This window comes from Desulfatibacillum alkenivorans DSM 16219 (genome assembly GCF_900142135.1).
GTDB classification, from domain to species: Bacteria; Desulfobacterota; Desulfobacteria; order Desulfobacterales; family Desulfatibacillaceae; genus Desulfatibacillum; species Desulfatibacillum alkenivorans.
This window is the reverse complement of sequence record NZ_FQZU01000015.1, coordinates 43,528-57,636: the sequence shown is the minus strand read 5'-3', so window position 1 is coordinate 57,636 and position 14,109 is coordinate 43,528. Positions and strand designations below refer to the sequence as shown.

Annotated in this window: 8 protein-coding genes; 6 read left to right on the top strand and 2 right to left on the bottom strand. The window is 53.2% G+C overall.

All coding sequences use genetic code 11. The features are described 5' to 3' along the window. Positions 1-1,345 precede the first annotated feature (1,345 nt). A complete protein-coding gene (locus BUE18_RS13310) occupies positions 1,346-3,142 on the bottom strand; it encodes an RHS repeat domain-containing protein (protein ID WP_073476479.1) in 1,797 nt (598 codons plus the stop codon). A gap of 627 nt (positions 3,143-3,769) precedes the next feature. Here BUE18_RS13310 and BUE18_RS27955 point away from each other — a divergent pair. The 6 genes from BUE18_RS27955 to BUE18_RS13285 all read left to right on the top strand — a co-directional run bounded on the left by BUE18_RS27955 (position 3,770) and on the right by BUE18_RS13285 (position 12,204). After that, entirely contained in the window at positions 3,770-3,919 is a 150-nt protein-coding gene (locus BUE18_RS27955; protein ID WP_170868362.1) for a hypothetical protein, read from the top strand. Positions 3,920-3,924: 5 nt separating this feature from the next. Next, positions 3,925-5,409, top strand: a complete 1,485-nt coding sequence (locus BUE18_RS13305) for a B12-binding domain-containing radical SAM protein (RefSeq protein WP_073476477.1) — start codon at positions 3,925-3,927, stop codon at positions 5,407-5,409. A 5-nt stretch (positions 5,410-5,414) separates the two neighbouring features. Then, positions 5,415-6,464, top strand: a complete 1,050-nt coding sequence (locus BUE18_RS13300; RefSeq protein WP_073476475.1) for a radical SAM/SPASM domain-containing protein — start codon at positions 5,415-5,417, stop codon at positions 6,462-6,464. 30 nt (positions 6,465-6,494) lie between these two features. Further along, entirely contained in the window at positions 6,495-7,985 is a 1,491-nt protein-coding gene (locus tag BUE18_RS13295; RefSeq protein WP_073476474.1) for a B12-binding domain-containing radical SAM protein, read from the top strand. Between the two features lie 63 nt (positions 7,986-8,048). After that, the gene (locus tag BUE18_RS13290) at positions 8,049-9,659 is read left to right on the top strand and encodes a YncE family protein (RefSeq protein ID WP_073476472.1); all 1,611 of its coding nucleotides are present in this window, start codon (positions 8,049-8,051) and stop codon (positions 9,657-9,659) included. Positions 9,660-9,855: 196 nt separating this feature from the next. Next, on the top strand, positions 9,856-12,204 hold the full coding sequence (locus BUE18_RS13285) for a hybrid sensor histidine kinase/response regulator (RefSeq protein ID WP_073476471.1): 2,349 nt from the start codon (positions 9,856-9,858) through the stop codon (positions 12,202-12,204). A gap of 70 nt (positions 12,205-12,274) precedes the next feature. On the opposite strand, the gene BUE18_RS13280 is transcribed toward BUE18_RS13285, so the two are convergent. Continuing rightward, a complete protein-coding gene (locus BUE18_RS13280; RefSeq protein ID WP_073476469.1) occupies positions 12,275-14,107 on the bottom strand; it encodes a B12-binding domain-containing radical SAM protein in 1,833 nt (610 codons plus the stop codon). Positions 14,108-14,109 lie beyond the last annotated feature (2 nt).

Here is a 14,109-nt window from a genome sequence, read left to right as displayed (position 1 = left end):
GGGCGCCGCTTGCTTCGCCCGCGTAGGGGTTGGGTCTCCCAACCCTTGGGCAGGGGAACCCTGCCCCTACGTCCCTTCCCCACCGGCGGGGGAAGGTCAGGATGGGGGGGGATCGTCATTCCCTAGCGTCCCTGTCGGGAATCCAGCGTCCCTATCCCTGGCCGCGCCGACATCGTAGGTTGGGTAGAGCTTGCGAAGCCCAACAAATGCAGACGCGAAGCGGCATCCTTATTCGTTTGGGTGGCCCAGGCAGAGCAGTATCCTGCCTGGGTGCGAAGCACAAAAGGCGCGACCGGAACTCTTTCCCAACGCCAAAAATATTTTACGTCCCCATGGCGCCCCATTGACATCGTAGGTTGGGCAGAGCCTGCGAAACCCAACAAATTCCGGCGCGAAGCGGCATCCTATAAAATCCCTTCCCCACTGGCGGGGGAAGGTCAGGATGGGGGGGATCGTCATTCCCGAACGCCCCCAAAAACTGCCGTATTAACCACGGAAGACACGGAAAACACAGAATTTAACGCTTCCGTGACTTCCGTGTTTTCCGTGGTTTATGTTTTTTTTTGTTCATGCTTTTCGGACTCGCTCCCATGTTGCACGTGGGAATGCATGCCTCCGCCTCATCCTTCTCCGCACCTTCCCTACAGGGATCGGGAAAAAAACCGCTTCCCCTGCGTGCGGGCGAAAACCGAAATTTTATGTTTCAGGCCCCTCTATGGGGGCTTGCCAACCAGTCCAACCGCCTCAAATATCGTACAAAATCAACATGCTACAGAGTTTATTAACTTCTTAAAGGCGTCCCCTAAAGTCCAAGAGTCACTGTTTTCGCCCTCGCTTCGAGTACTTTGGGCCATCAGCGCCGCCTACTATATACATAATTGTAAATAGAATACCTAAATGCTCTATTGAAATACTGATACTCTTTCCAAGTAACATTTCAAGTGTACTTAAACAAAATATGAACCATAAAACTATAAAAGCACAGTTAAAAATCAAATAAGTGAAATTTGAAAATCTCAACGAGTATGATTTAAGTTGATCATATAAAAACACTCCCTTAATGAACAACAACCCTCCTATACAATGTGTAACCAAATACACGTAGAACATATATCGTATATAGTATGATTTCGATACAATAACTGTTTTATGCGTGAGTTCATGAGCAATTATTTTCCCTAATGGAAAACAGAAAACAAAACCAATAATAAAAATGCCCAGCGATCCAACCAAACAGAAAATTGAAAGGCATGAACGACTAAACATTTTCTTTAACAATTTTTCCATGCCAATTCCTTATGCTTTAAAATATTGAAAAAATGGCCTTCATTTATTCTGAATAGCCTTAATAAGTGAGAGTATCCGCGCCAAATGGATAGAACGTTGTAATATCCTTTTCATAGAAAGGATCCCTTAAATTTTGCAAAAACTTATTTACTTCTATAAATCCTGGCCATAAATATGGCTCTTTCTCTGCTATTACTTTAGAGCCGCACTTAAATCGTTCATACACATATAACTCTATAACTACTCTTTCATCCGGACCACTTGAATGATAGTCATAAAACTGCTCAATTCCCTCAGTGCTCAGTCTATACGTAATACTACCATACCATTCCCTTCTAATCATTGATTTTCCTGTAATACGGAATTGTTTTACAAAAAAATCACTAGCTGCCCCTGAGACCAATGCGCCGACAACGGCTACCTCAATGCCAGCTTTATAAGTCGCTAAAAATCCCACAAGACCTTTAAATGCGGCAAACATGGCTTTATCATAGTTCTCTGCATCTGCCCAACCTGTATCATGACTCAGGATGCTGTTTGTATCATAAACAGCAGGAACTGGATTGCTATTACTATCATAGGTTTCAGTCCAAGTAAGCATGTCTCCAACAGAAGAACCTAAATCCTTAATCTGGTCATATGCCCAATCTGCAAGATTTCTGCTCTGCCCCTTTATGGAATCGATAATATCGCCAATTTCTCCCCCCGGACTTGGTTCCGGGCCATATGTTGGCCCACCATAGTCTATGTCATAGGTACTAGTAGAGCTAGAATTTGGATAGTATTTGTTTCCCAGGAAATCAACGAGACCGATGGGGATATTCCCCACAAACCCATACAGGTTCCACCCCCCACGTTCCCCAATAGGATCACGACTGACCCACCTGCCAAGATCGACGTCAAGATACCTGTAACCGTAATAATAGAGGCCCGTCTCAGCGTCCATGGGCTTGGTGGAGAAGCGGTAGGGGTTCTCATTGGCTTTAGAACCAGTGGACTTCAAGAGGCGTCCAAAGGGGCCATATTCATATGTGGCATGGAGCGTACCGTCAGTTGCACTTATCAATTGCCCCACGTTGCCATTGGCGTCGTAGAGGTAGAAGTCCACGTCAGAGTCAGCATCCACCACGGCAAGCAAACCGCCCACTCCTCCTGCGCCCTGCAAAGATTGGGATAGATCGAGGCCCCACACATAGGATGTCACTTCTTCATTGGAAGAATCAGCGGCCAACACGACTTTCTCTTGGATGCGGTTCCAGCCTTCCCAAATGGAGGTCGAGGTGGACACAAGGGACCACTCCCCTGCTGAGTAGACGTAGCTCTGCTTCAAATACCTGCGGCCCATGTAATCGTAGGCGAAGGCAACCTTGGTGTCTCCTATCACGGGAGCCAGGGGCGATACTTCCACCAGCCTGTTCTCGCAATTGAAGACGTACTGTACGCCGTCCTTGTGGATGAGGTTGCCGTCATCGTCGTAGTCTAAAGAGATGCTCTCCCCGCCAGATGTCACAGATTCGTATTGGTTCAGGCTGTTGGTCACATAAGTGGACGTAATGGGCGCACTGGCGCTGATGTCGTAATCCTGCTGTGCATTGATGCGGTTGCCTATTGGGTCGTAGTTATAAGCCCTTTCCTCATCATCAACTGGACTGGCTGTATCAAGGATGCTGGTCCCAAGGTAGTGGTTAGAGGCTCTAAGCTCGTTCCTTGAGTTATACCCGTAGATATTAAACGCAGGCTCGTCAAACGCTGTCCCGCTGTTTGTGACGCTGGTTCTCCTGCCGAGGGCGTCGTAGCCATATCCGTATTGAAACAGGATCTTCGAGCGGGACTGGCTGATTTCCCATTTTTTCACGCGCCCATGGGGTGCGTATTCGTAGTTCCCGCCGTTCTGGGATCAGGCAATCAATCCCAATCAATATTGAATAGTTATCTTTAAAATTGCATTTTTGGGCGTGACCCTGGTTTTTAGATTGTTCTCGAAATGTCAAAGAGCCTGGCAATAATTCGCCATGTTTGCTGCAATACGAGTACGGGGTCGGAAATCCGGTTCCCGCAAGAGAAACCGGGGAAACATTTCATTCACGGCTGAGAATTTATAGTAGCATAGGTTCCCTGTATCGACAATATTAGGCGCGACGCGTTGTTTTTCACAAGACAAGTGCCGGGGCGCTGGATTCCCGACAGGGACGCTCGGGAATGGCAAACCTGTCTGCGCTCTTGCGCGAAGCGCCATTTTAAAGTTTTGATCAAACTTTTTTAAAAGTTTGCCGCCGGAGGCGTGCTGTTATGCAGTTTTGAAGGTATGTAGTTAGCCGCCGAAGGCGCTCGGTCTGCAGTTGTGTGGTTGTATCGTCTTGCAATTATATATTTATTCAGCTGCGCCGTTGGCCGGAAGTTTTTTTAGCCTTTAATTGACGCGCCAGGAATGGTATTAGGGATATGAAATCGACGGTGTAAATGACTCCTGAGGGGGGGGATTATGCAACGAAAACAGCATGGGAATTGCGGCCGCATTTTTGTTTGCGCACGCCGGGAGGATTTTTACGCCCCGCCGCCCCTGCATTTTTCCGAGACGTCCGCCCCGCAGCCTGATGAAAAGGGAGGCGCGCCCCGATCATGGGGCGTGTGAGTTGTATGGCGAATATCCTGCTCATAAAAAATCGAAAACGGGAGTATACGGACCATTTTTTGGCTGTTTCTCCGCCTTTGGGAGTCTTGTATCTGGCGGCTTACGCAAGGGATAAGCGCCCCGGCAAGGACGTTTTCACCATTGTCGACGAGCGGGTTTACGCCAAGACTTCCAGGGAGTGGGAGGCTTATCTGAAAGACCTCCGGCCGGACGTCATCGGCTTCAGCAGCATGTCCATCGAGCAGGATCAGGTGGATTATTTGCTGCCGGTTTTCAAACGCGCCTTGCCGCAGGCGAAAATCGTCATAGGCGGGCCTTTGGCGTCGTCCTCCGGGGCCGGGCTTCTGGACGAGGCAAACATTGATTTTGTGGTCAAGGGCGAGGGGGAAATCCCCTTTACGGGCTTGCTGGAGGCCCTGGACGGGAACGAGGATTATCCCCTGGATCGGATTGCCGGGCTGGCTTTTCGGGACGATTCGGGAAGCATCATCGACAATCCCCCTTCCAAAAACCGGGCCGACCTGGACGCCCTGCCCTATCCGGCCTACGACCTCATCAACCTGCAGGATTACGTGGGCCGGGACCGCATGACGCCCGTGCGCACCTCCCAGTTATATGCGCCTTTGTTCACGTCCCGGGGCTGCCCGTATCATTGCATATACTGCCACGACATATTTTCAGGAAAGTTCCGGGCCATGAGCGCCATGCGGGTGGTGGACGAAATCGAGCACATGATCAACGCGTACGGAGTGCATGAGTTCGAGGTTTACGACGACATTTTCAACCTGGACAAACAACGGGTCAAAGACATTAGTGCGGAGATCAAAAAACGGGGGCTGGAAACCTGCTTCACCTTTCCCAACGGAGTTCGGGGCGACATTTTGGACCGGGAAACACTGGAAGCATTGAAGGACATGGGGACCGTGCACATGGCTTTCGCCATCGAGACGGCGTCGCCCCGCATCCAGAAGGTTTTACGAAAGAACATCAACCTGAAAAAAATCCGCGAGAACATCTCCATCGCCGCGGACCTGAAAATTTTCACCTGGGGCTTTCTCATGATGGGGCTGCCCCAGGAAAGCCGGCGGGAGTTGTGGAAAACCATCTGGTTTGCGGCCTCCTCCAAACTGCACGGGGCGTATTTTTTTCCGGTGGTTCCCTTTGAAGGCACGGAGCTGGCCCAAAAATATGAAGAGGCCATCGAAAGCGATGGGGAAAAACGCCTGTGGGATTATTTTTCGCCGGAAGGCGCGTTAGGCGCTGTAGGCCCGCGGGAACTGGCCATCATGCATTCCCTGGCTTTTTTCCTCTTTTTTTTCAACCCCTGGCGGGTGTATTTGATATACACCAGCGGAGTGGCGCCGTTCCGCCGTTTGGTTTCCCTGGCTTTGGGCCTTGTACGTTACATTGCGGTGGATAAAGTCTTTTATACGCTAAAAACCAAGGCCCGAAAGGTTTTTAAATTCCGCATCACCCCCAGGACTGCGTAGGGATTATGGGAAAGGAAAAGACTTCATCGGTCCGGGCCGGCTTGCGAGCAGGCGCTTCTCAGGGCCTGAACAAGGCCCGGAGCAGGCTGGCCGAACGATTTTCCCGGTTCGACGATCCCCTGTCCCGATTGATTCTGGCTGCGTACAAAGACGCGCTCATGCCCTCCATGAGGATGATGTCCGCGCCTTTGTTCGGGGCCACGGCCATGATTTCCCTGACCTATCAATGCCAGTGCCAGTGCCCCCATTGCGGATCCCGAACCAATCAGCAAAAAAACCGGCCGGAACTTTCCAGGGGCCAGATCATCGACCTCATAAAACAATGCAGCAAAGCCGGGACCGCGAACCTGTACCTGTTCGGAGGGGAGCCCCTGCTGCACCCCAACCTGGACGATTTCGTCAGAACGGCCAAAGGCCTTGGCATGCGGGTGAGCCTGGACACCAACGGGTATCTGCTGGATTCGGACAGGGTGAAAAGCCTGGCGGCCCTTGGGACGGATCACGTCAGGGTGAGCCTGGACCACGCCCGGCCCAGGCTCCATGACGCCTTTCGCGGGGTGGAAGGGCTTCACGCCCGAGCAGTGCAGGGCGTCAGGCTATGCCTGGAAAACGGCATTCGCTGCGATGTGTCTGCGGTGGCAACCAAGAAAAATCTGGACAATGGAGATTTGCAGGCCATCCTGGACCTGGCGGGCGGCCTGGGCGCCCGGGTGCGCATGCTCACTTCCATCATGTGCGGAGGCTGGGAGGGAAAAACACGCGTGGTGCTTTCCCGGGACGAAATCGCTCAAATGCGCAAGCTGCTAAAGCCCGGCAGGGTCTATTGGGAGTCGGACTGGATTAACCATCCAAAAGCGGTGTTTTCGTGCGCGGCCCTGGACAGGCTCATGTTTCACGTGACGGCCTTCGGCGACGTGCAGCCCTGCTGCTACATGGAGGAAAAGTTCGGCGCCGTGACAAACGAGCCGTTGTCCGATATAGTCCTGAGAATGTGGCGGTCCGATCTCACCCGAAGCTACCGGCGATTTCACGACTGCCCGGTTAACAGGCCTTGAGAGTCCCAATGCAACAAAGAGGGGTATTGCATGTCCCGCGTTTTATTGATTAAAGCCATGAGAAAGGCGGTTCTGGAAACCGGAGACTCCGTCGCCCCTCCCCTGGGATTGTTGTGCCTGGCCGCCTATGCAAACAAAGTGCGTCCGGGAAAGGATCAGTTCACTATCCTGGATGAACGGATTCATCCAAAAACCCAAAAGGAGTGGATTGCCTATATTGAGGAGCTGAGGCCGGATTGCATCGGCGTCAGCGCCATGAGCGCCGACGCCGGCCGGGTTGACGCGCTGATTCCTTTCCTGAAAAAGAACTTCCCGAATATTCCCGTCGTCCTGGGCGGCCCCCTTGCATCATCCGCGGGCCCTGACCTGATAAAGCACATTCCCGCGGACTATCTGGTCATGGGAGAAGGGGAAAAGGCGTTTGTAAGCCTTTTGGAAATGTTCGAACAGGGGCTCTCCCATCCCGGCAGGGAAATCAGCGGCCTGGCCTTTTCAGACCCGGACGGTAAAACGGTTTGCCGGCCTAAAAACAAAGATCTGATTGACATCAAAAGCATGCCGTTCCCCGCCTATGATCTGATTGATCTCATGGAATACCAGCATCAGCCCCGAATGACCCCCATGAGCACGAAAGAGCCCTACGCGTACATAATGACGTCCCGGGGATGCCCGTATCACTGCATATACTGCCATGACATCTTTTCAAAAAAATTCAGGCCTATGGACGCCTTACAGGTGGTGGACGAAATTGAGCGGCTGATAACGGATTTTGGAATTCATGAATTTGAAATAATTGATGATGTATTTAACCTGAACAAAAAGCGCGTTCTGAAAATTTGCAGTGAGATCAAAAGGCGGGGGCTGAAAACGGCTTTCACTTTTCCCAACGGGCTCCGGTCGGACATTTTGGACCGGGAGGTTTTGGAGGCCCTGGCTTCGGTGGGGACCTACCACATCGATATAGCCGTAGAGTCCGCATCGCCGCGCATTCAAAAACTGGCCAAAAAAAATATCAACCTGGAAAAACTGGAGGAAAACGCGGCGATTGCTTCGGAGCTGGGGATTTTTTGCTGGGGATTTTTTATGTTGGGCTTTCCCACGGAGACCCGGCGTGAAATCCTGAAAACCCTGTTCTGGGCGTGGAGAAGTCCGATGCATGGCGCTTTTTTTTTCATCGTGATTCCTCAGGAAGGGACGGAACTGGCCCGGGAATATTGCAGCAAGACACCCGGCGGCCCGAAAGCGGGAAGCTCTTTATATTTTAACGTCAAGGACAGCTTGGCCCATGTAGGCGCAACGGAATTACGGATGTATCAATCCCTGGCCTATCTTCTGTTTTTATGCAGTCCAAGGCGGTTGTGGGCCATATACCGGCATGTCTCCAAAAACGGAGGCCGAATTTCAGGAACTCTTTTCCGTTTTTTGGATTATCTTTTTCTGCATAAGCTCAAAAGCCTGGCCAAACAGGTTTGGGGGGCGGCCGCAGCGCGTTTCGGGCAAGGCGCCGGGCAAAAAATCTAAAGGATGATTGGGACGTAAATGGACAAGGGCGGAACATTAGCTGCCTACGCACGAGGCGTATTCATGAACCGTTGGTTTTTTCCGATTTGGACGGCCTGGGCGGTTTTTCTGTATATGCACGGCGTCCTGATCCTGTGCTGCACCGAAACCGTAACCAGCCTGTCCGCAGTGGTGCTCCTGTTTACTCCCGTAATGCTCTTTGAATGGCGGGCGACCAAAACATTTACAGACCTGCATCCCCGATCCCAAGGCTCGGCCCCTTCCGGCCGAAGGCGTTTTTATTACTGGCTGTGCAACGTAGTCATGTGGGCCATGTTTTACGGGATCTTTGTGGTCTATATTTTGATCAAGCTCCAGGCGACTCCGGGGTTTAAAATTTACTGGAGTTTTTTTCTGGTCAACAATTTCCTGATGTGGCGCTCCGTTATGGGATGGGCCTGGGTTGCGCTGGCTTATTGGATAGTCATATATTACCTGCTGGCGGTCCGGGCGGGAAGATTCAGGATGATTTGCGCGGTGTTTCTGCCCTTGGCCATTACAACGATAATTTTTATCGTGCAATGGAAAATCGGGGGCGCCGGAGCAGCCTCGGACGAAACAATCCTATCCCAGGCGGGCGTGGTCAAAATCATGGACGTGGGGGAAGTCGCCCAGGCTTTGCTTAGGGATTACCCGGACAACCTCGCCTACCTGACCCCCCCGGGGACGGGATTCAAAACCCGCGGCGAGATTAGAGCCTCCAACAAGGTGCGGGAGGTGTTTTTCGATGAAAAGTTGAACGCCTTATTCGCCTTTTACGGAGGGACCTATTACGCCTACGGAAGCACCACTATTCCCGCCATCGTAAAAAAGGACCTGGACACCGGAGAAATCTCCTATTTGCTGACGGAGCACAACGTGCGCCGGGTGGAGATGACCAGGGACGGCATGTTTGTGGCGCCCTGGCACGACAACCATCTTTACGAAATCTCCAAGAAAGACCTGTCCATCGTCCGGTCCATCCCGGTGGGAGGCTACGTCCCCCCCATGCTGTGGGAGCCTATGGACATGGCTTTGGACGTGAACGGAAAGGCCCTGTACATCGCCACGTCCATGTATCCCAGCATAGCGGTGGTGGACCTGGAGGCCAACCGGCAGGTAAAGGTCATGCCGCTGTACGAGCCCGGAACCCTGGGCGAGGGGGGCTGGGCCTGGTGCATTTCCCAGTCCAGGGAAACCCGGCTGTTATACATGGTGGTCGCCACCTGGCAGGGAAGGGACATTTCGGAAATCGACCCGGACTCCTTGAAAATCCTGCGCACCCAACAATGGGACTTGTTTTCCCTGACCTCCATGGCCCTCACCCCGGAGGAGGACGCCTTATATTGCCAGTCCAATGTATGGGACGGCCTGACCAAGGTGCGTGTGAGGGATTTCGCCATCGAAAGGGTGTATGAAGGCGAACGCCACGCCAGGTATCTTAGCCTGGACCCGAAGCGCAATGTCATCTACGTCCTGGGGTATTGTTCGGGCAAGGTTTTCGCCATTGACCTGGAAAGCGGAAAACGGCTCTGGGAAATCCGGGTGGGAGGCAGGCCCCACGGCATGCAGTTGGACTCCCGGGACCGGTTGTGGATTCACTCCATGTCAGGAGTTTTTCGCATAGACCTGGCCGCGGTCTGGAAAGACAAGTAGCATCCCCCCTGGCCGCGCCTCCTGGATTGCGGCCTAATTTTCTTGCGCTAAATGGGCTTTGTGGTCTATTATCAATTCGTTATTCGCGGCCAAGTAATTTTCCCGTTACACGTACATTTAACCCGCAAAAAATCCATGATGCCCTTGATTTATAAGGGCGTGGACCCGCTGCATTTGTTCATCACAGAGGTTATGCATGCAAGCCAAACCCAGCTATGAAGATCTTGAAAAAACCGTGATCAAGCTCCGGAGGCAGTTGTCCAGCAGCGCAGATATTTTGGATGAAACAGGCCGCATGGCGAAAATCGGAGGCTGGGAGTTTGATCTGGAAACGGGAAAGGCGGCATGGACCCGATCTCTTTACGACATCCTGGAATTCGACGGTACGGAGCCCGTCTCGCCTCTGGAGCACATGCACTATTACTCTGAGGATGGCCGCCTGGCTTTGGAATCGGCTATTGCCGAATGCCTGGAAACAGGGAAGCCCTTTGACCTGGAGGTCAACCGAAAAACGTGGAGCAACCGAGAAATATGGTGCCGGTTGACGGGCGAGGCCGTCTTTGAAGAAGGCGTCCCCCGAAAAGTGCGGGGAACCTTTCAGGACATCACCTCCCGCAAGCAGGCGGAAATCGACCTGCGCTCCAGCGAGCAGAAGTATCATGATTACATATCACACGCCCCCTACGGGGTGTTCGTGACCAATGAGCACGGGGAATACCTGGAGGTAAACAGCGAGGCGCGCCGGCAGACCGGGTACAGCGAGGAGGAGCTGCTTTCCATGAGCATCCTCAGCCTTGTTCCGCCGGAAAGCCACGAGGAGGGCAAGGCTCATTTTCAGCAATTAGTCAAAAACGGCAAGGCATATGGGGAGCTTCCCTTAATCCGAAAGGACGGAGAAGTCCGGTGGTGGTCCGTGTTCGCAACCAAGCTGTCCGAGACCCGTTTTTTGGGTTACACCAACGACATTACAGACCGGAAAATCATGGAGCAGGAGTTGCGGCGGAGGGAAAACCTCATGAGCCGGGTTTTTGACATTCTCCCCGTGGGCCTCTGGTTCGCCGACAAAAAGGGGCGATTGCTCCGGGGCAACCCCATGGGCCAAAAAATATGGGGAGGAGAGCCTAAGGTGGGCCAGGAGGAATACGGCGTGTTTAAAGCCCGGAAGCTGCCATCCGGTGAAGAAGTCGGCCCCGAAGACTGGGCTCTGGCCAAGACGGTGAACGAGGGCGTCACAATACTGGATGAAATTTTGGAGATCGAAGCCTTTGACGGAGAAAAAAGGGTGATCCTCAACTACACCGCTCCGGTTCTGGACCACAAGGGAGAGGTGGAAGCCGCCGTGGTGGTCAACCTGGACATCACGCAGCGTCAAAGGGCGGAGGAGGAGAAGCAGCGGCTTCAAAGGCAGTTGCTCCAAGCTCAAAAAATGGAATCCGTAGGGCGTCTGGCGGGCGGGGTGGCCCATGACTTCAATAATATGCTGGGGGTCATCGTAGGGCACGCGGAAATGGCTCTGGATGCCACGGCCATGGATGCGAAAATCCGGGAGGACCTTACCGAAATCCTGGATGCCGCCAAGCGCTCCGCCAACCTGACCCGGCAATTGCTCGGCTTCGCCCGCAAACAGATCGCCAGGCCCATTGTCATGAATCTCAATGATTCCGTCGACTCCATGCTCAAGATGCTCCGCAGGCTCATCGGAGAAAACATCGCGTTGAATTGGAGCCCAAGCCCGGACGTTTGGCCCGTTGAGATGGATCCCAGCCAGGTGGATCAAATCCTGGCCAATCTGGCCGTAAACGTCAAAGACGCCATCCAAGGCGTGGGGCGCATGACAATCGCCACATACAACGCCTCTTTAAACAATAGGAAAAGCCAGGAGAGTGCGGATTTCACCCCCGGCGACTACGTGGTGCTGGAAGTCGGAGACAACGGAAAAGGCATGGATGAAGAAACCATGCACATGATTTTCGAACCCTTTTTCACCACCAAAGGCGTGGGGGAAGGCACCGGATTGGGCCTTGCCACCGTGTACGGCATTGTGCGTCAGAACAAAGGTTTCATCAAAGTGGAGAGCGAGCCGGGCCAGGGGACTGTTTTCCGGATTTATCTGCCCCGGTCTTTAAAAAACGAAACCGCCCTCCGCAAAGCATCGCCCGCCCCTGCTCCGGGAACCGAAACCATTTTGGTGGTTGAGGATGAAAAGGCCATTTTGAACATGTGCACGGCAATTTTGAAACGCAACGGATACCAGGTTCTCGCCTCAAGCACTCCCCACGAAGCTTTGGAAATAGTTCGCCAATGGGACGGTCCTCTGGATCTTGTGATCACCGACGTGGTCATGCCGGAAATGAACGGCAGCGCCATGAAAAGCAGGCTGGAGGAAATCCGGCCCGGCCTGAAGCACTTGTTTATGTCAGGCTACACATCCAATGTCATCGCCCATCACGGCGTACTGGACCGGGGAGTCCGGTACATCCAGAAGCCGTTTTCCGTCAACGATTTCCTAAGTAAAATCCGCAAAGTGCTGGACGGCAAAATTTGAGGATGACGCCGGGTCCCGGAAACGGGGACCCAGCGTCATTACGGACTTGTTTCACAGCAACTTGGCGTTGCTACCCATGGACGGCTTTACGTTTTTGCGCTTCCAATCCCGCGTTCCTCCTGTTCAGGGGGTGAAAGGCGTTTTTCCGGGCTATCAGGCGGCTGTGCTTGTTGATAGTCCCGGCCATTTTGTTTAAAAAGGCGTAATCCAGGCATAAAATGGCCTGATCGCTTTTTTGTTTGAACTCCAGCAAACCTTCATGTCCGAGAAAGCCGCAGGCCCGGGCGCACAGGCAATGCTCGTCCGTAAGATTCACGGCATAGCCCTTGTCCGCCAGAATCTGGGAAAAACGTCCGGCCTCCTCCAGCATTTCCTTAAAGGAGCGTCCGTTCAGGTTAATGCCGATGTCCGGCCAGGTTTTAGGATCTTTGCCCAGTTCAAAATTGTACCGCATATAGGTGGACAAAAAGTCCTCCGGCAGAGCAAAGCCGTAACGCACCTGCTCCTCGAACCACCGGGCGCCGGGCAAAGGCCCGGCCGGAGTCACCAGCACGGAATCCACGCGGCAGTTGCGTTCTTCCAGTTTTTGCAAAAACGACAGGTTATCATGCATAATTTCCTCCGCGTCCAGGCCCTTGGGAAGAGGAACGGGATGGATAAAGCTAAGGCCCACGTCCACGTGAGTCTTTTCCAGCATGGAGGCCTCTTTGATGGCGGCGACCGTATAAAACAGGTCGTCCACGGTATTGCCCTTTTCCACGATTTCGTCCAAAACCCGCTGGTTAGCCGCTTCCACGCCCAGGAACACGGCCCGCAATCCGGCCTTGGCCATAACCTGGTATTTGTGCACAAGCTCCGGGTAGCGCTTTAACGCGCTGTGCTCTCCCCGGGTGAACATGGAAAACTCCATGTTCACGCCGCGGGACAGGGCTTTGAGGGCGATTTTATAGCCTTTGTTGGCTGGGGTGGCGGAGCTGGAAAATCGGAAAAGGCCGATGTCCTGAGTGATGAGGTGCTCGATTTCAGCCATGGTCCGGATGATCTTGCGGGGACGGTAGCCGCCCAGGCTTGTTTTGTGGGCGCAAAAAGCGCAGCCTTTTTTGTAATAGCAACCCAGATCGTCCACGACCACGCCCACGTTCACCTTGCCTTCCCCGCAGGAATACAGAGGCAGGGGAAGATCGTCCAGGGAGGCGAATTTTGCGCGGGTTTTCCGGATCGCCCCGTCTTTCCGGTAGACCAGGTTGGGAATCAGGTCCCGGTCGGCCAGGGAGGCGATGAAGGAAAGGATTTGCCCCTTTTTCCAGCCCTGGGCGCGCTTGTCAGCCGCAATCTCCGCAACCCGGACAAGAGCCTTTTCCCCCTCCGAATACACGCCCAGGTCAAACTGATTGTCCGTCAGGCAATCCTCCTGGAATTGGTTCATCTGGGGACCGCCGGATATGATGATGGTCTCGGGGGCGTGCTCCTGAACCAAAGCCGCCAGCCTCTCGGAGTAAATATGGCGTTTGCCCAGCCAGGTTTTAATCCCCAGGATGTGATAGCGCCCTTTTTGGATTTTTTTGGCCAGATCCAAAAGGTACTCCTCCATTTTTCCGGCAATGATTTGGCTCGCCTCCTCCTGCAAGGCGTACCAGGACTGCATGTCGCCGGCATCCGGATTAGGCCGGAAAACCCTGGGCGCCAGCAGGGAGAGCTTGGCGGAAAGGCTTCTTACGCCGGGAACGCTTTGCACGAAACCGGTCATAAAATCCATGTTGGCCGGATCGTCCAGTTCCACGTCCATGCCCTTGGCTTCGCAGGCGGCCTGCAAATACGCCAGGCCGTTATCCAGAAAACTGTCGCTGGCGGAGTACACTTGCCCCATCATGGAGTTCCACAGGTATATTTTTACTTGCTTCATGG